Genomic DNA, 17,088 nt, shown 5'->3' with positions numbered 1-17,088 from the left:
CAAGTTTACGAAAGAATCCTATTCATAACCGAACCATAGCCATATAGACCAACAATAAAAAGAGCGACCGGCTAGTTGACCGGTCGCTCTCTTTGTTCAGTGTGTTACTTTTACTGCTATTGCGAACTTGATTTATCTTTTCCTTCGTACCCTACATTGTGCGGGTCATATCCTTCATTCGGATTATCGCCTTCTTCCAGATACGTAGCGTCGGCACGATGGAATAAGGCATCGTCTGATGGGTTCTCGGCCACCTGACTTAATTTTTCGGCGGCCTCGTCGCTCATCATTCTACCTTTTTCTTCTTCAGACTCGTTCATTACCGCTGGCTCTACGTCCCACTCTACTGTAGAACCGTATTGTTCGCCTTTGGGCTCACCAAAACGGCCAACGCCTGTATTGGCTTCACGCGTATCCTGTGTATTCTGCATGCTGTCGGATTCCATATCCATACCGGCTGTTCCGTCCTGGAAGGAATTGGTACCTACCCCTTCCGATTCCCGACCATAGTCGGAGTTACCGTGCTGTTCGGGGTCTTTCGAATAAAACTCAGCGTCTACTTTATCTGGATCGAATGGTGATGTCGTTGCCATAACGTTAAGTGATTTTTTCACTATAACCCAGAAAGGCAGTCAGTTGTTTAGGTCTGGCCGTAAACTCATAACCCAGCAGAAGGTGAACGTAGCCGCCTATATTGATTGTTCTTTAGTTGTCCTGCTGCTGTTTCAAAAGTTTGATCTCAGCCACCAGCAAATCGTTTGTTTGCTGCAATAACGCCATTCGCTCATTGAGCTGAAAAAGTAGAAATTCTACATTCCGCAATCGCTCCTCTGTGGTGATCGCTGCCGACGGTGAATTCATGGTCTTGAACATCATTCCTTCACCACGTAACAGCCAGTCGCCGTTCACCTGCGGATAAGCCACCAAAATTTTTTCGAGTGTATCGTAGCGTGGTTTCAGACGACCATGTAAAATATGATAAACTTTTTCGCCCCGATGCTCGCCAAGCTGCCGGGCAAACTCAAGGACGCTTACGTCCAGCTTATCAATCAGTTCCTGCAAACGGAGGTGAATAGACATGCGAATAAATAAATCTTACACAAATCTATGTAAAAAACGACCCATCATTCATCAACTAGAAAAAATTGGCCCCAAAGCGCCAGAAAGGAGGTTTTTTAGGCCCAAAATAGAACCACAAAACCCTGCCAAAATAGTTAGAAAACGGACTTGTTTTTTACACAAAACTATGTAATTTTAAGTCTGTAAACACAACCCTCAGAAAAGGCAAAAGGGACCGCAATATGGGCCCCCTGCTTGAACAGTAAACAACAAATACTAATGAACACACAAAACAAAGACCAAATCGAGACAATTCAAAGCGCTAATGCACTGAAAGCGTATCAAAAGATTGACGAATCGACCGGCGAAGTCATGAATATCGGGGTCACCCGACGATACAAATACCTGGAAGGTCACCCGCGCCAGTATCGTTTCGATGCGAAAGAAGGGGTGTTCAATATCAACGGTACAGAAAAATTAGGGCGCACGCTGACATTTCAGCCCATCGCCTGGCGCATCTTCACCGACAATATCCTAAACATGGGTACGAAAAACTGGGCTGAGATCTTTTTTATCGACGATAAAAACTGCGTATCGGCCATACTCTTCCACGGGTATTCGGTCGACAATATTTTCCGGCTCATCGAACCGCTCTACTATGACGACCTTACCCTGGCCGACGTAGTGATTACGGCCGTTGCCGAAAAGAAAGAGAATAACAAAATACAGCCGAAAGGCGTGTACTATATAGCGACGTTCTCCTACAAAATGGGTGACGTTGAAAAAACCAATGAGTTAAAGCAGTTTTCTCAGGAAGTCAAGATCTTCCGGCAGGAAACGCTTACCGACATTGCCAACATCAAAACGGCCATGAATTACTATAATCCGTTTGCCAACCTCACCGAAGAACCCGAGTTGTTGTCGACGGGCCAGCTGTAGTGTTACTTTCCGTTATAGCCCCTTACAGAGACGTTACGTCTCTGTAAGGGGCCTTACTTGTCTTCTCGAATGATTTCTCAACAAAGAATACATCCCGCTCAGCCGATGCTGAGTGCGGGCGACGAATATCGTGCCCTCACGCGTGTGTCGAATTCGGATTTGACACGGCTGAAAGAAGAACATCTGGGCTATTGGTCCGTGCCGTCGTCTCGGTTCATTCCCGAAAAAACCAAAGTATTTGGGCGGGCTTTTCACCAGCATCTGCTCGAACCAGAATCGGTCGGTACGGTGCTTGAGCAGTTACTGCCCGATATGACCACTGGTTTAGGCTGGAACGACCCTAATGCACTCGAGCCAGCACAGACAGAACAGCTCAATACGTTGATGCAGAAATTTCGGCAGGATACGTTCTGTAAGCGCTACCTGCGCATGTCGGAGCGGGAACGTATTGTTTTGTTTACCGATCCAACCACGGGCATTGCCTGCAAATCCCGGCTGGATATGGTGTATACAAGCCCCAAACGCCGAAACGCACTGATCATCGATATCAAAACAACATCGGCCCGGACGCAAGCCCAATTTCTGGAATCCTGCTACACCTACGATTACGATCGGCAGGCCGCTTTTTATCTGGATGGCCTTCGTTACGCCGATTCAAACGAATGGGATACAACGCGCCAGTTTCGTTTCGTATTCATTGGTATTATGAAACAGCGGCCCCATCGGCTTTTTGCCGTCGATGCTACGTCGATACCGGGTTTTATTGACTACGGGCGAAAAAAATATCGGTTCTGGCTTCGGAAATGGCGCGAAGAACAGACCAATCAGGTAGAAATGACACCAGCCTGGCACATGACAGCGTAGGCCGGTCGAACGAATACGTCAACTGAAAAACAAACGGTTATGAATGCTTCAATTATCACACTAACACCTACTCCATTAAATTTCGACTGGGGTACCGACGGGCTAGTGCTGTGGATAGAAGAACTAGCCAGCACAGACAGTTTGTCGGATCAGATGGCTGAGGTTATGGATCGTATTGCCTTTGCTATTGAATTACAAACCGGTTGGGACCATCGTACTGACGGCGACACGCTCCATCCGCTTTATGGTTACAAGCTCCTGCTACGTGATGCATCGGGCCGGTGGAACGCCGTCCGGACAGACGAAACCGGGCACTTTGACCAGCTCATACCACTCGAAGAAATGGATTATGAAGTCGCTTATGAAAAAGTCATGTGGTTAGATTAACCAACGAATTTTCTCCTATGTATCGTGATAAAAACAGCCGGAACTAAAAAAATCCGGCTGTTTTTGTATCTATCTGCGTTTATTTAATGCACAACAAACGCTATAAACTCCTTTTTCATGCTAGCCAGAAGCATAACCATACACGATGAAACAGCCCTGGGCAAGGTGCTCAATACCTACAACCTTCCCGTATCGCAGGACGTATTGACGGTGGCCGACTTAATCCGACTCCGTGTTGAACATGAAGTGGCCGATTATAATGAACGTCTTCCCGATACGTTTCAGGCACTTGTCCAGCCTACCGATGCCGAACGAGTGCTTAACGGCTATCAGATTCGTAACAAACGCCTTATCGACTCTGAAAAGCAGGTCTACGTAGCGTTGGACGCTTTTCAGAAAAATGGATTTTTCATTTTGATCGACAATCATCAGGCCGAAACACTGGACGAAACCATAGCCATACGTCCAACCACAACCATAAGCTTTATAAAACTTACTCCACTGATTGGAGGCTAACCCACTTGCCTGACCTTAGTATGAGCCTGCTTGACAAACTCAGTTCATTATTCTCACAACCTACTCCCTCATCTGATCCCGTACGAATCGTACTTGACCAATTAAATCAAATTCGTCAACTCGACTGGAACGCGCAGAATGAGCGTCGGAAAGAATTAGTTGATACCCTAAAAGCGAAAGATCCTTCGTTCCGATACGATTTCACGTACAAGCTCATCCGCGACTATGACTTCCGGAAAATAGCTCACCCGTGGGATGTGAATGAATTACTGTCGGCGCTGCATCGCTCCAACGTAGTGGAGTCGGAGCAGGATTTTGTGGCGCTTCTGACAGCCATTCGGGATGCTATGCAGCAGGAACGAGCCAGTTTCAGCAACATTCCCATCCTACTGATTCTCAAACAGCTTCAGCGTTTTGCAGCCAAACAACCGCTAACAGAAAAAACGATCTCCTTTCTTAAGGAACTTACCAACGACGAAACGTTTTTCTCGCCCTCCTACTACCGCCGAAAAGATGTCGATAACGTGAAGATGGCTCTTTCCAGTCTGGCGCATTCAACGGGCGACGCCGATACGTATCCAGCCGTTATTTTGGAAGACAGCGATCATTTTGGGAAAACAATCAATCAATTCGTACAGGAAGCCGATCCTGAGCAACGTAACGTTCTCTACGGTTTATTAGCCCATTACAAGAAAGCGTCGGGTGCCAAACCATCCGGCAAATACATCGACGAAGCCCGGAAACTATATAGGCAATTAGGCGAAACAGACCGTTACACAACAATTGCCAAACTAGGGTTAATAGCCCTCAAACAGACGGAAGTTCAGTCGCAAACCCATACAAATAATTACTCCGGCCGGGAATACTCCTACACAACCAATACGTTCCTGAACGAGATCAACGCCACCATCGCCAAGGGCTTGATATGGACGCTGACTGGACTGGCGGAGGGTGAGGCAGAACTTATAAAACTGCTTAACGATGTAGCAGAGAAAACGTACCAGAAAATTCCGGGGCAGGGTCCAGCCGCTGCGAGCGTGGGCAATGCCTGCCTATACGTACTGGCGCAATCGGGCATCGCGGGTGTGGGGCAGCTATCTCGTCTGAAACTACGTATCAAACAGGCCAATACGCAGGCGCTTATCGAGAAATACATCCAGGAAGCATCCGATAAACTGGGCGTTAGTACTGAAGAGATTGAGGATATGGCCGTTGCCGACTATGGCCTGAAGAATGGACGCTTCACCCGAGCTTTCGGCGACTACCGGGCCACAGTAACCATTACATCCGTTGGTAAAGTGGAAACCCAGTGGACGAAAGCCGATGGATCATCCTTGAAAACCGAACCCGCTGCTGTTAAGAAAGAATTGGCGACCGAATTGAAAGCGCTGAAAAGTACGGTTGCCGACATCGCAAAGAATACGACAGCTCAACGCGACCGTCTGGACAGATCGTTGGTGCTTAATCGCAGCTGGACCTGGGATCGTTTCACTACGTATTACGCCGAACACGGTCTAATGAGTTTTCTGACCAGGCAACTCATCTGGACGATTGAAAAAGGCGAACAGTCAGCCGACGTTTTCTACCAGAACGAAGGTTGGGCCGATCTAAACGGGAATCGCATCGACTGGATTGACGACACTACGCTGGTTCGGCTATGGCACCCGGTCGGCCAATCAGTTGATAACGTACTAGCCTGGCGAAACTTTCTGACCAGTCATGAGATCAGACAGCCGCTTAAACAGGCATTTCGTGAGGTGTACCTGCTGACCGATGCAGAGCTGAACACACGCGTGTATAGCAACCGCATGGCTGCACACATTCTGAAGCAGCACCAGTTCAATACGTTGGCCAAAGGGCGGGGCTGGCGATATAGCCTGCTTGGCGCTTACGACAAAGGCTATGAGAGCGAAAAAGCCGTTATTGAGCTACCCACTTACGACCTGAAAGCCGAGTTCTGGGTGAGCGAAGTGGACGCCGATGGTGCCTGGAACGACACCGGCATTTATCTCTACGTATCAACCGATCAGGTTCGTTTTAGCAGACGTAACAACGACGATCCTATTCAACTGATTGACGTTCCGGCGTTGGTTTTCTCCGAAATCATGCGCGATGTGGATTTATTTGTTGGCGTTGCCAGTGTTGGCAATGACCCGAACTGGCGCGACGGCGGCTTAACCCAATTCCGAACGTACTGGGAATCGTATTCGTTTGGTGAGTTGGGGGAACTCGCCAAATCTCGCAAACAGGCCGTTGAACGACTACTTCCTCGTCTGAAAATTTCACGGATTGCCGAAGTCCGCGACAAGTTTTTAGTGGTACAGGGAAAGCTACGTACTTACAAAATTCATCTGGGCAGTGGCAATATTCTGATGGAGCCAAACGATCAGTATCTCTGCATCGTGCCCGACCGTAGTACCGATAAGGTAACCAGCACTGTTTTTCTTCCGTTTGAAGGCGATACGATGCTATCCATTGTTCTGAGCAAAGCATTCCTGCTAGCCGACGATGATAAAATCACGGACCCAACCATTACCCGGCAAATCAACTAAGAGCGACTAATTACAAAGCCATGCAACCTCAACCAGGCAATCAGCATCTTTAGAGAAACACTATGTTCAAATCGCCTATGAAAACACTACTGGCCTCTCTTCTACTGACATGCATTGCAATGTCTCCAACGCTAGCCCAGAACACCGTCGACGCAAAGGATATACTTGCTAAAATCAATCGCAAAGAATCTGTTACGTATCAAAACGCTACGATCACCGGCGACCTGGATTTAACGAATCTGGCCAATCGCCGAGAGGTGAAAGAAGGCAGCTGGCGCGGTGAATCGCGGGAGTATCTGAGTACGGTCGAAGCGCCTGTGTCGTTCAAAAACTGTACGTTCAAAGGAAAATTTCTGGCCTATCGCACCGATGCCTCGGATGAACGGAAACTATTCAGCCGGAGCAACACGGTTTATAATGCTGATTTTAACGAAGCCGTGACGATCGAAAACTGCACGTTCGACGACGACGCTACGTTCAAATACTCCCATTTTCGGCAACGGGCTATTTTCACTGGAAATACGTTCCGGGAGACAGGTCTATTTAAGTACGCCCAGTTTGCAAACGCAGCCGATTTTAGCGGATCAAATTTTAAAGGCTATGCTGATTTCAAATACACCAAATTCAATGAATCGTCGGCTTTCCAGAAAGCAGAGTTTGGGCGCTATGCCGATTTCAAATACACTAAATTTGATGAGAGAGTCGATTTCAGTCAGGCACGTTTTAACGGTCCGGCCGACTTTAAATACACGCATCTTCCACGCGGTACCCGTTTCGATGATGCCCGTTTCAGCGGCTCAACTGACTTCAAATACACCACCCTCGACGGGCGGAAGTTCTCTCCCAACGCCCGCTAAACAGGTAACCGATCCTAGTTAACTAAGCGTGGTTAGCCTCCTCAACATAGGAGCTACCACGCTTATTTTTATTAACCAATTCAATCTATTGCGTGTTTATCAAGGCGTTACACCAATTCACTCAACGCTTTGAAACGTACTACCAAGATCCTGATCGGCCTGGCCGTCCTGCTCATTATTGCCCGGCTGTTGCTGCCCTACTTCGTACTACGCTACGTTAACAAGACCCTCGCCGACATGGGCGACTACACGGGCCATGTGGAAGATATTGATATTCAACTGATCCGTGGTGCTTATCAGATTGACGAACTTCGGGTTCGAAAAGTCAACGGAAAAATTAAAGAACCTTTTCTCTTTATTCCCAAAACCGACCTTTCTGTTGAGTGGAAATCTCTCTTTAAAGGCCGGCTGGTCAGCGAAGTAGAATGTTATCAGCCCGAACTCAACTTTGCGTTTAGCAGTAATGAATCCAGTAGTCAAACGGGGGTGGAAGTTGATTGGACTGCTTTTCTGAAGAAACTGCTTCCTATAAACATTAACCGATTTGCCGTTATTGACGGCACCATCAATCTAACCAGCCTCATCACCCAACCACGAGCCGATTTGTCGCTGAAGCAATTTCAGGGCGAGATACGTAACATTCGCAACGTAGAGGATAAGAATAAAAACCTTCCATCGCCCGTGGTAGCTTCGGCCAACGTACCGGGCTATGGCGGCAATATGGACTTTAACGCCAACATGAATCTGTTGAAGGTTGTACCAGACTTCGATTATAATCTTCGTTTCAATGAACTTCAGCTCGTAAAGCTAAATCCGCTAGCCCGCGAATACGCTAATCTCGATTTTGAACGCGGTACGGTGAGTGTCTATAGCGAACTGGCGATGATGAATAGCAAGCTGAATGGCTACGTGAAACCGCTCACCAAAGGCATGAAAATTTTTAAACTTAATGAGAATAAGGGGCGATCAATAGGCCAATTTTTCACGGAGCTGGTAGCCCAGGCCGGAACGGCCGTTCTCAAAAACCAGCGTCATGATCAGGTAGCCACGCGAATTCCTCTTAACGGTACCATTGAAAACATCGAAACAGCCGTTTGGCCAACCGTTTTTGGCGTTCTACGGAACGCCTACGTCAAAGCATTTCGGGGAGAATTTGACAATAACATTACGTTTCAGGATGCGCTAAAAACGGTCAAGGAAGACTTCAAAGCGAAACGAGCCGAACGCAAAGCCGAACGTAAGGAAAAAAGGGCCGAACGCAAAGCAGAGCGAAAGGCCAAGCGGGAGGCCCGCAAGAAGGAAAAAGGAAAATAACCATTCTCTTTACCAAGAAATACAAACCACTTAGGGCCTACTTGTCACAGACAGCATCTTGCTGTCTGTGTTGCGATAGCAACTAACAAGGCCATTCGGAAACACAGAAAGCGAGATGCTGTCTGTGACAAGCAGGCCGGATTGTAGTCCGGCCTATGCTTTTATTAATTCTTTTTCGGCATTGTATCCAGCCTGGCTCCGGATGCATTACGTCGCGGCTTATAATTATAGCTGGCTCTGGATTTCCCAGCATCTTTGGCCTGCTTATAACTCGGAATAGCATTGTCTTTACTTTCCATGTTATCTTTCTGCGATGGCTTCGGAATCGGCTTGGTTGAGCGCGCAACTGATCCCGACGATGGCTTTGTAGCACTAGAACTTGCCGTTTTCGAGTTGGTCGCCGATTTAGCAGCGCCCGAAGTCGATTTTGATGGCGTCTGCGCAACGGCAATACCGGCCGATAGCAGCAAAGCGCTAATTAGTAGCTTAATCATAACGTGTTGAGTTGGTCTATATATTATTGACCTCAGGGAATCATAATTTGTTTGATTCAGCCTAATAGATTAATCCAACGTTAATCAGTTGCGGTTTATCGGATCGTATCAACCCGTGTAGCTCCTCCCCTACGTAGCGAATCAGGACGTAACCGACGTTGTTTTCGGGGTTGCTTTTTGGGACGCGTCGTATCCTGATCCATGTTTAGGGCAGGTTGCTGCCGCCCATTCGAATTTTCCAGCATCGGTTTGGGCGGATTAGCCTGCCGACGATCTTCCGTTGACGTTGATTGCTGCATGACCGGCGCCTGATTACTCTGCGCCATGCCTGCTGTTATCAAACTCCCCACCAGCAGGCTGGCGAACCATATTTTCCGTTTCATACCGTTGAGTATTAGTGTATTTACTCAACGATTAGCAGATTGATAAGGTTATGAACGACGACTCTATTTTGAGCGTTTATGATAGGAATGCTACGTATCTGAATTAGAGTACTACTAGAATCTGGCTCCCAGTGTGGAATTTGGCCCTTTACTGCATCTAACAGATAAGAAGTCAGACAGCGCATGTTTCTGAAACGATTCCGCAGACCTAAACCCACAACCGACGCTGAGTATATCTCAGCCTACCGTGCTACGGGCGATCTGGCCGTACTGGGCGAACTCTATGAACGACACATGGAGCTGGTGTATGCTGTCTGCTACAATTATCTGCGCGATGAAGATGAGGCAAAAGATGCTGTTATGCATTTATTTGAACAGTTAGTTACCGATCTTCGTAAACATGACGTTCAGCAATTTCAGCCCTGGTTACACAGTGTAGCCCGTAACCACTGCCTGATGCTGCTACGTAAAAGCCAGACTCACCCAAAAGCCGTTCAGATTACAGGTGCCACCGATAATGACACCGAAGATTATCGAATGGCTTCGCTGAGTACCGATGAAACCGATAACCAGTTACTGGATCTGGAGGAAGATTTAAGCCGTATGGAAACCTGTCTGCAAACACTGCCCTATGAGCAACGAACCTGCCTCACCCTATTTTATCTGGATCAGAAAAGTTACGTTGACGTGGCCGAACTGACTGGGTATGATTTAAAACAAGTGAAAAGTTATTTGCAAAACGGCCGACGAATGCTGAAAATTTGCATGAGTAAATAACGTAGTGAACAGTTACGTAAGGTACTGTTTGTAAAAACAACAATGAACGACCAATTGACTTTTGATGATTTGCGGGCCTATCAGGCCGGTCGCTTAAGCGGGGCAGCACGCCACCGCGTTGAGCGGCTATTGCTGGAAGACCCCTTTTATGCCGATGCACTGGCTGGTCTGGAAGCGATGCAGCAGACAGCCACACCTACGTCTGAACAATTGGCCAGCCTACGCAGTGCCCTTCAGAACCGCATTCACGAATCGGCCACTAAAAAACGCTTATGGCCGCTCTGGATAGCGACCACAACGGCAGCCATTCTGTTTATGCTCGCTATGGCTATTTATTTTATTTTCTTTGCCCCGAATCGACCTAACAAACTAAAACCGGTTACGCCATCCAAAACAACGGTACAGGTTATGTCTCCATCTGATCATTTTCATCCTTGTTTTTCGGTCGTATAATTCCCGAAAGGGCACCTCCATTCGAAGCATTTAAATCATAAAAGCGCCATTCAGTACATAAAACAACTCAGTTTAATAAAACATTTATAAAACTCTGAGCGTTTACGGGGCATATCACTTATTCAATCAGTCTATGTTTCGCTCAATTTCGCTACGTTCTCTCACCATCCTGTCCGTAGCTATTTTAGCTTGCCTATCAAGCACTTATGCACAACAACGATTCAGCGCCGGCCCCCGTGTTGGCTTAAATTTATCCACATTTCGTGGAGATGTAACGGGCTATAAAATGGCTCCAGGTCTGACGGCTGGTGCTTTTTTAATGTATAGCTCGCTTAATCATTTCGGCATTTCAGCCGATATTCTTTACTCACAGCGTGGTGGCAAATTCACGGGTACAGATCCGGGGAATATTCCTGTTGAGTTTACCCAGCGTGCCAATTATTTAGAAATTCCCGTTGCATTACGTTACTTTCTCACGTTGAATGGGAATTTCCGGCCCAATCTGTTTTTTGGCCCTGCACTGTCCATTCCACTCAGTGCCCAGATCGTTAAGCAGAAAAGAGGAGGTGTAGATCAGCCAGACGTAACAAACTCTGAGGCTTTCAAAAACCTGGATTTAGGTGCCTTTGCTGGTTTTCAGCTGAACTTCCCAGGCTGGGGTGCCCGTCAGCGCTTTTTAATCGATGCTCGCTATAACTTTGGTCTGGCCGACCTGACAAGCCAGCCAATCAGAGGAGGTGTTGGTAATCAAAATGTGTATAATTCAACGGTTACCGTAACGCTCGGCTACGGTTTTGGCGTTGGTCCTGAATATCGTAGCCGCTACCGCCGGTAGGCCGATACGTAGTACTTTTCATAAGCGTCCCTTCTAACGGGGGACGCTTTTTTATTGGCTATTTTTTAGGTACAACCAGTGTTTGATAGTTTAATGCTATCTACAACCCTAATATAGATTTCTCATCTTCAAGCAGTTACAAACTGAATTTTTGGACCATTGAATACTATTTTAATCTTTTTTTAATACATAACAATCCGTTTTACGAGTTAGCGCGTATAGGCTTTTGATTAGCAAAATTTTTCAATGAAAACTTTTCTATTTAACGATTATGTTGCACAAAGCCTCGCTCCGTTTTCTTATCGGTTTGCTCACTGTAAGCTCACTGGTAACGCTTAATTCCTGCCAGCAGAACCAGATTCAACTGGAACCGCAGAGTGATTTTTCCCGGTCTAGTGCCCGGCTATCGGCCAACTTTCTGTTCTACGTGCTGACCGATAATAACCAGTTATTAAAGTTAAATACGCAAAATCCAGGCGTTACGTTAGGAACAACGACAATCACTGGCCTAGGTACAAACGAACGGCTGGTCTCGATCGATTTCCGTCCGGCCACAGGTCAACTTTACGGTGTAAGTAATGGCAGCAGAATTTACGCTATCAACCTGAATAGCGGAGTCGCCACGGCTATCGGCGCAGCTCCTTTTTCGCCTGCCATCAACGGCGATGTAGTTGGTTTTGACTTTAACCCAACCGTCGACCGCATTCGCCTGGTAACGAACCGGGGGCAAAATCTGCGTCTTCATCCCGAAACCGGGGCTACGGCCGCTATCGATGGAGCTATCAATGGCGCAAACGTAGCCATTTCTGGCGTTGCCTATACCAATAATCGCGCGGGCGTAACCACAACTACCCTATACGATATTGATCCCATTACGGATAAACTATATCGCCAGGATCCTCCTAATAATGGTACGTTAGTGGAAGTGGGCCCATTAGGCGTTGATATTGCCGGTGCCGGCAGCTTCGATATTGCTCCCGATGGCAGCGCTGTCGCTACGTTGATCAACGGCATCACCCAGGGTTTTTACCAGATCAACCTGGCAACCGGACAGGCTGAGCGTTTAGGCGATTTACCAGGCTTTAGTATTGTTGGGCTAGCTATTCCGACCGATCCTGTTGCATACGCGATTGACCGCTTCAACAATCTGGTCATTTTCAATCCAATGGCGCCTGGTATGCCGATAAGCAAACCGCTGACGGGGCTATTCCCTGAAGATATGATTTATGGTATCGATTTCCGGCCTGCGAACGGACAGTTGTACGCTGTTAGTAGCACAAGTCGCCTGTATACCATCAATACGTCTAATGGCATGGCAACCATGGTTGGTTCAGGACCATTCTCACCAGCTATGATGGGCGTTGATGTTGGTTTTGATTTTAACCCAACCGTCGACCGCATTCGTCTGGTAACGTCGTCGGGCCAGAATCTACGCCTTCATCCTGAAACGGGAGCCGTTGCGGCCGTTGATGGCAACTTAATGTACTCAAGTGGCCCCAGTGGCGCCATAACAGGTGCGGCTTACACGAATAACTTCGCCGGAGCCACCACAACGGTATTGTACGACCTCGACTCTCAATTGGATCGACTGGTGCGTCAGGACCCACCAAACGCAGGCGGATTAGTGGCTGTTGGGCCGCTAGGCGTTAATATTGAAGGCGCAACCGGCTTTGATATCGGCGGAACCAGCAACGCTGCCTACGCCTTGCTACGTGTTGATGCGCTAACCGGCCCATCGACCAAGGTGTACCAGATCAATCTGTCGACTGGTCAGGCAACACCTGTAGCCGACTTCCCAATTCTGGTACGTGCTATGGCACTCGGCTTAGGATTTTAAACGTCTCTGCCATAAACCAATACTGAATGTATAAGAAAGCCCATCTCTACAGCAGAGATGGGCTTTCTTATATGATGGTTCTACATCATGTATCGTTCAAAAAATAGCTTGGGACTAATAATTTCAGTCTTTTCAACCTGACCTAAGTCCAAAAGATCACGATCACCGGTAATTATAAAGTTAGCTTTTATAAATAAGGCAAGACGTAACACGTTATTATCATCTGGATCGCGAGAATAATTGGGCATTTCATTTGTAGGATAAACTAATTGTACATCCTCTCGGACTTGTACCAGAATAGTTTCCTGTAAAGTCAATGGAAGCCTGAATTTTTTGCTCTCCAGCTTTTCTGATAACTCAGCCAACATCCATTCTGAGCTGTAGAGCAAATATCGCTCGGCACAGTATTGATAGACATCACCAGCAAATTTTCTAAAAATGAAAGCGGAGAGCAGAACGTTCGTATCAAAAACGATCGCTGTAGAAGGAGCTAAACGCAAAGGCGCATCCATGAAGAAACCAGTAGAGAAAAGGACAGCCTTTTTGCCTTTATTTAAGCAATAATAAAACGGAATTCTTTAATCAGGAAATTTCCCGATAAATATCATCTTCTGTTAGAAAACCGGCCTGATCAGCATAAGGTTGTGCTCCTTCTCTAATTCTATCCATGCGATATTGACGGATATAATTAGTAACAGCTTTACGAATTAACTCAACTTCATCCGTTTTGAGCAATTCAGCTGCTTCTTTTAATTCTACTGCCAGCTTATCTTCCAATTCGACAGATACAACAGTCATACTATTTCCTGTTTAGGCTTCTAGTGTAAATATCTTCTTTCTAAACGCAAATAGCAACAAAACAGTTGAGCCACGCCGACTCGGCATGGCTCAACTGTTTTCAGGCCTTATTAATCAAACTAGCGGCTCAGATAGAGATTCCGTTCGGCGTATACCTTCTGGAAGAAATCGTCGGTTAGGTCATCGATGAAATAGATTCCCTCACCGGTCGACTTCATTTCTGGCCCAAGTTCCTTGTTTACGTTCGGGAACTTGTTAAACGAGAAGACAGGAATCTTGATCGCATAGCCTTTCTTGACGGGCTTGAAGGTGAAGTCCTTCACTTTCTTATCGCCCAGCATCACCTTAGTTGCATAATTCACGTAAGGCTCCTGATACGCCTTACAGATGAACGGTACGGTACGGCTAGCGCGCGGGTTGGCTTCGATAATATAAACAACCTCGTCTTTAATCGCGAACTGGATATTGATCAGACCAACCGTTTTGAGCGCAACAGCAATCTTTTTAGTATGCTCTTCAATCTGACGGATTATGTTCTCACTCAGATCAAATGTAGGCAACACAGCATACGAATCGCCCGAGTGGATACCCGCCGGTTCGATATGCTCCATGATACCAATAATATAGACATCTTCGCCATCGCAGATAGCATCGGCTTCGGCCTCAATCGCGTTCTCCAGGAAATGGTCGAGCAGAATGTTGTTGTCGGGAATATCCTTCAGGATTTTCATGACATGCTGCTCCAGCTCCGTTTCGTTGATCACGATTTTCATATTCTGACCACCCAATACGTAGCTTGGACGTACCAGCAGCGGGAATCCTAACTCACGCGACAGATCGAGAGCGGCTTCGGCTTCCCGCACTGTACCGAATTTCGGATACGGAATATCGAGCTTACGGAGCATATCGGAGAAATGACCACGATCTTCAGCCAGATCGAGCGCTTCCCAGCTCGTACCGATAATTTTAATACCGTAGCGCGTCAGCTTTTCTGCCATTTTCAGAGCAGTTTGTCCGCCCAGCTGCACGATAACGCCTTCGGGCTGTTCGTGCATGATAATGGCATGTACGTGCTCCCAGAAAACCGGCTCGAAATACAGCTTGTCAGCAATATCGGGGTCGGTAGACACAGTTTCTGGATTACAGTTGATCATGATGGTTTCATAACCAGCTTCTTTAGCCGCCAGAACACCATGTACGCAGGAGTAGTCAAATTCAATACCCTGACCAATCCGGTTCGGACCAGATCCCAGAACAACAATCTTCTTACGATCACTACGTACTGACTCGTTACCAGGCAATTGCGATACCGGCTCCGGCCGATCCTGCGTAATGGGCAACTGGTTATTGAATGTCGAATAGTAGTATGGCGTTTTGGCCTCAAATTCAGCGGCACAGGTATCAACGCACTTGTAGACCCGACGAATATTGTGTGCCTGACGATAATCGTAGATCTTACTTTCTTTTACCTGAAGTAAGTGGGCCAACTGCCGATCGGCATACCCTTTCTGCTTGGCAGTGCGTAGCAGTTCAGGTGGCAAATCGTCCAGATCGTATTGCTGAATTTCGCGTTCCAGCTCAATCAGTTCTTCAATCTGATGCAGGAACCAGGGATCTATTTTGGTCAGTTGCTGAATGGTACGGAACGACATTCCGGCCTTAAACGCATCGTAGATATGGAACAAACGGTTCCAGCTCGGATGCGCCAGACTCTCGGTCAGTGCTTCACGATCGGTCAGTTCGCGACCGTCGGCACCGAGCCCGTTACGTCTGATTTCGAGCGACTGACACGCTTTTTGCAGTGCCTCCTGGAAGTTCCGACCAATACCCATCGTTTCTCCCACTGATTTCATCTGTAGGCCCAGAGAGCGGTCGGCTCCCGGAAACTTATCGAAGTTCCAGCGTGGTATTTTTACGATTACGTAATCGATAGCAGGCTCGAAAAACGCCGACGTAGTACCCGTGATTGGGTTAATTAGCTCATCGAGATTGTAACCGATAGCCATTTTAGCAGCAATCTTGGCAATCGGATAGCCGGTTGCTTTCGACGCCAGCGCCGACGAACGGCTAACCCGTGGGTTAATCTCAATGGCAATAATGTCGTCAGTTGCCGGATTAACCGAGAACTGTACGTTACAACCACCAGCAAACTTACCGATACCGTTCATCATCATGATCGACAGATCGCGCATTTTCTGATAGAGCGTATCGGGCAACGTCATGGCTGGCGCTACGGTGATACTGTCGCCCGTGTGGATACCCATCGGGTCGAAGTTCTCGATAGAACAAATGATGATGAAGTTTCCGGCGCTATCGCGGAGCAGCTCCAGCTCATATTCTTTCCATCCCATTACGCTCTGCTCAACCAGTACTTCGTGAACTGGAGAAGCATGCAGGCCCGCCGTAAGGGCTTTATCGAAATCTTCAGGACGCTGAACAAAGCCACCACCCGTACCACCCAACGTAAACGAAGGACGTATTACCAGTGGGAAGCCGATCTCCTGAGCGATTTCTTTCCCTTCCAGGAAGGACCGCGCCGTACGACCTTTACAAACACCAACGCCTAGTTCCAGCATTTTCAGCCGAAATTTCTCACGGTCTTCGGTTGTTTCAATGGCCCGAATATCGACCCCGATAATCTGTACGTTGTATTTTTGCCAAACACCGGCTTTATCGCAGTCGATAGCCAGGTTAAGAGCCGTCTGACCGCCCATGGTTGGCAAAACGGCATCGATTGGCCGGCCCATCTCCTGATGTTTTTCCAGGATTTGAACGATAGACTTTTTGTCCAGCGGCAACAGATACACATGATCAGCATTGATCGGGTCTGTCATGATTGTGGCCGGGTTGGAGTTGATCAGCGCAACTTCAATTCCTTCTTCGCGCAGCGAGCGGGCAGCCTGCGAACCAGAGTAGTCGAACTCACAGGCCTGACCAATAATGATAGGACCGGAGCCGATAATAAGAACTGAGCGGATTTGAGCGTTTTTGGGCATTGTTCAGCGGGACAATGAACCGCGCAG

General features: G+C 47.4%; 18 protein-coding genes. 11 read left to right on the top strand and 7 right to left on the bottom strand.

Annotation, left to right across the window (positions count from 1 at the left end):
- Positions 1 to 116: 116 nt before the first annotated feature.
- Together GK108_RS03325 and GK108_RS03320 are read right to left on the bottom strand one after the other, a co-directional pair.
- Positions 117 to 593, bottom strand: coding sequence for a hypothetical protein (locus tag GK108_RS03325; RefSeq protein ID WP_163942697.1), 477 nt, complete (start codon positions 591 to 593; stop codon positions 117 to 119).
- 112 nt (positions 594 to 705) lie between these two features.
- Positions 706 to 1,080, bottom strand: coding sequence for a helix-turn-helix transcriptional regulator (locus GK108_RS03320; RefSeq protein ID WP_163942694.1), 375 nt, complete (start codon positions 1,078 to 1,080; stop codon positions 706 to 708).
- A gap of 258 nt (positions 1,081 to 1,338) precedes the next feature.
- On the opposite strand from GK108_RS03320, the gene GK108_RS03315 reads away from it, so the two are divergent.
- The 7 genes from GK108_RS03315 to GK108_RS03285 all read left to right on the top strand — a co-directional run bounded on the left by GK108_RS03315 (position 1,339) and on the right by GK108_RS03285 (position 8,488).
- Positions 1,339 to 1,998, top strand: a complete 660-nt coding sequence (locus tag GK108_RS03315) for a hypothetical protein (RefSeq protein ID WP_163942691.1) — start codon at positions 1,339 to 1,341, stop codon at positions 1,996 to 1,998.
- A 69-nt stretch (positions 1,999 to 2,067) separates the two neighbouring features.
- Entirely contained in the window at positions 2,068 to 2,862 is a 795-nt protein-coding gene (locus tag GK108_RS03310) for a PD-(D/E)XK nuclease-like domain-containing protein (RefSeq protein WP_163942687.1), read from the top strand.
- Positions 2,863 to 2,901: 39 nt separating this feature from the next.
- On the top strand, positions 2,902 to 3,249 hold the full coding sequence (locus GK108_RS03305; RefSeq protein WP_163942684.1) for a hypothetical protein: 348 nt from the start codon (positions 2,902 to 2,904) through the stop codon (positions 3,247 to 3,249).
- A gap of 117 nt (positions 3,250 to 3,366) precedes the next feature.
- Positions 3,367 to 3,765 carry a hypothetical protein gene (locus GK108_RS03300; protein ID WP_163942681.1) on the top strand — a complete coding sequence of 133 codons (399 nt, stop codon included), beginning with the start codon at positions 3,367 to 3,369 and terminating at the stop codon, positions 3,763 to 3,765.
- A gap of 20 nt (positions 3,766 to 3,785) precedes the next feature.
- Positions 3,786 to 6,317: a DUF4132 domain-containing protein gene (locus tag GK108_RS03295; protein ID WP_163942679.1), complete on the top strand. Its 2,532-nt coding sequence runs from the start codon at positions 3,786 to 3,788 to the stop codon at positions 6,315 to 6,317.
- 119 nt (positions 6,318 to 6,436) lie between these two features.
- Positions 6,437 to 7,174 (top strand): pentapeptide repeat-containing protein, encoded by a 738-nt coding sequence (locus GK108_RS03290; protein ID WP_246224645.1) that lies wholly within the window; start codon positions 6,437 to 6,439, stop codon positions 7,172 to 7,174.
- Positions 7,175 to 7,303: 129 nt separating this feature from the next.
- Positions 7,304 to 8,488: a DUF748 domain-containing protein gene (locus GK108_RS03285; RefSeq protein ID WP_163942670.1), complete on the top strand. Its 1,185-nt coding sequence runs from the start codon at positions 7,304 to 7,306 to the stop codon at positions 8,486 to 8,488.
- A gap of 164 nt (positions 8,489 to 8,652) precedes the next feature.
- Here GK108_RS03285 and GK108_RS03280 read toward each other — a convergent pair whose 3' ends face one another.
- Both GK108_RS03280 and GK108_RS03275 read right to left on the bottom strand, forming a co-directional pair.
- A complete protein-coding gene (locus GK108_RS03280; protein WP_163942665.1) occupies positions 8,653 to 8,982 on the bottom strand; it encodes a hypothetical protein in 330 nt (109 codons plus the stop codon).
- A 95-nt stretch (positions 8,983 to 9,077) separates the two neighbouring features.
- Positions 9,078 to 9,365 (bottom strand): hypothetical protein, encoded by a 288-nt coding sequence (locus GK108_RS03275; protein WP_163942662.1) that lies wholly within the window; start codon positions 9,363 to 9,365, stop codon positions 9,078 to 9,080.
- A gap of 183 nt (positions 9,366 to 9,548) precedes the next feature.
- Between GK108_RS03275 and GK108_RS03270 the strand changes: the two genes are divergently transcribed.
- The 4 genes from GK108_RS03270 (at position 9,549) to GK108_RS03255 (ending at position 13,267) form a co-directional block, all read left to right on the top strand.
- Positions 9,549 to 10,142 (top strand): RNA polymerase sigma factor, encoded by a 594-nt coding sequence (locus tag GK108_RS03270; protein ID WP_163942659.1) that lies wholly within the window; start codon positions 9,549 to 9,551, stop codon positions 10,140 to 10,142.
- Between the two features lie 42 nt (positions 10,143 to 10,184).
- Entirely contained in the window at positions 10,185 to 10,595 is a 411-nt protein-coding gene (locus GK108_RS03265) for a hypothetical protein (protein ID WP_163942656.1), read from the top strand.
- A 133-nt stretch (positions 10,596 to 10,728) separates the two neighbouring features.
- Positions 10,729 to 11,430 (top strand): porin family protein, encoded by a 702-nt coding sequence (locus tag GK108_RS03260; protein ID WP_163942653.1) that lies wholly within the window; start codon positions 10,729 to 10,731, stop codon positions 11,428 to 11,430.
- A gap of 271 nt (positions 11,431 to 11,701) precedes the next feature.
- The gene (locus GK108_RS03255) at positions 11,702 to 13,267 is read left to right on the top strand and encodes a DUF4394 domain-containing protein (RefSeq protein WP_163942650.1); all 1,566 of its coding nucleotides are present in this window, start codon (positions 11,702 to 11,704) and stop codon (positions 13,265 to 13,267) included.
- An 80-nt stretch (positions 13,268 to 13,347) separates the two neighbouring features.
- Here the strand turns inward: GK108_RS03255 and GK108_RS03250 are convergent, their stop codons facing one another.
- The 3 genes from GK108_RS03250 to carB form a co-directional block, all read right to left on the bottom strand.
- On the bottom strand, positions 13,348 to 13,779 hold the full coding sequence (locus GK108_RS03250) for a putative toxin-antitoxin system toxin component, PIN family (protein WP_163942646.1): 432 nt from the start codon (positions 13,777 to 13,779) through the stop codon (positions 13,348 to 13,350).
- Between the two features lie 70 nt (positions 13,780 to 13,849).
- Complete coding sequence (locus GK108_RS03245) at positions 13,850 to 14,065, bottom strand: antitoxin (RefSeq protein WP_163942643.1); 216 nt, start codon at positions 14,063 to 14,065, stop codon at positions 13,850 to 13,852.
- Positions 14,066 to 14,184: 119 nt separating this feature from the next.
- Positions 14,185 to 17,061, bottom strand: coding sequence for a carbamoyl-phosphate synthase large subunit (gene carB / locus GK108_RS03240; RefSeq protein WP_163942640.1), 2,877 nt, complete (start codon positions 17,059 to 17,061; stop codon positions 14,185 to 14,187).
- Between the last annotated feature and the right edge of the window lie 27 nt (positions 17,062 to 17,088).

The sequence above is a fragment of the Spirosoma terrae genome, assembly GCF_010435915.1.
Classification (GTDB): Bacteria; Bacteroidota; Bacteroidia; order Cytophagales; family Spirosomataceae; genus Spirosoma; species Spirosoma terrae.
The sequence above is the reverse complement of the archived record's forward strand: the minus strand, read 5'-3'. Positions and strand labels throughout refer to the sequence as shown.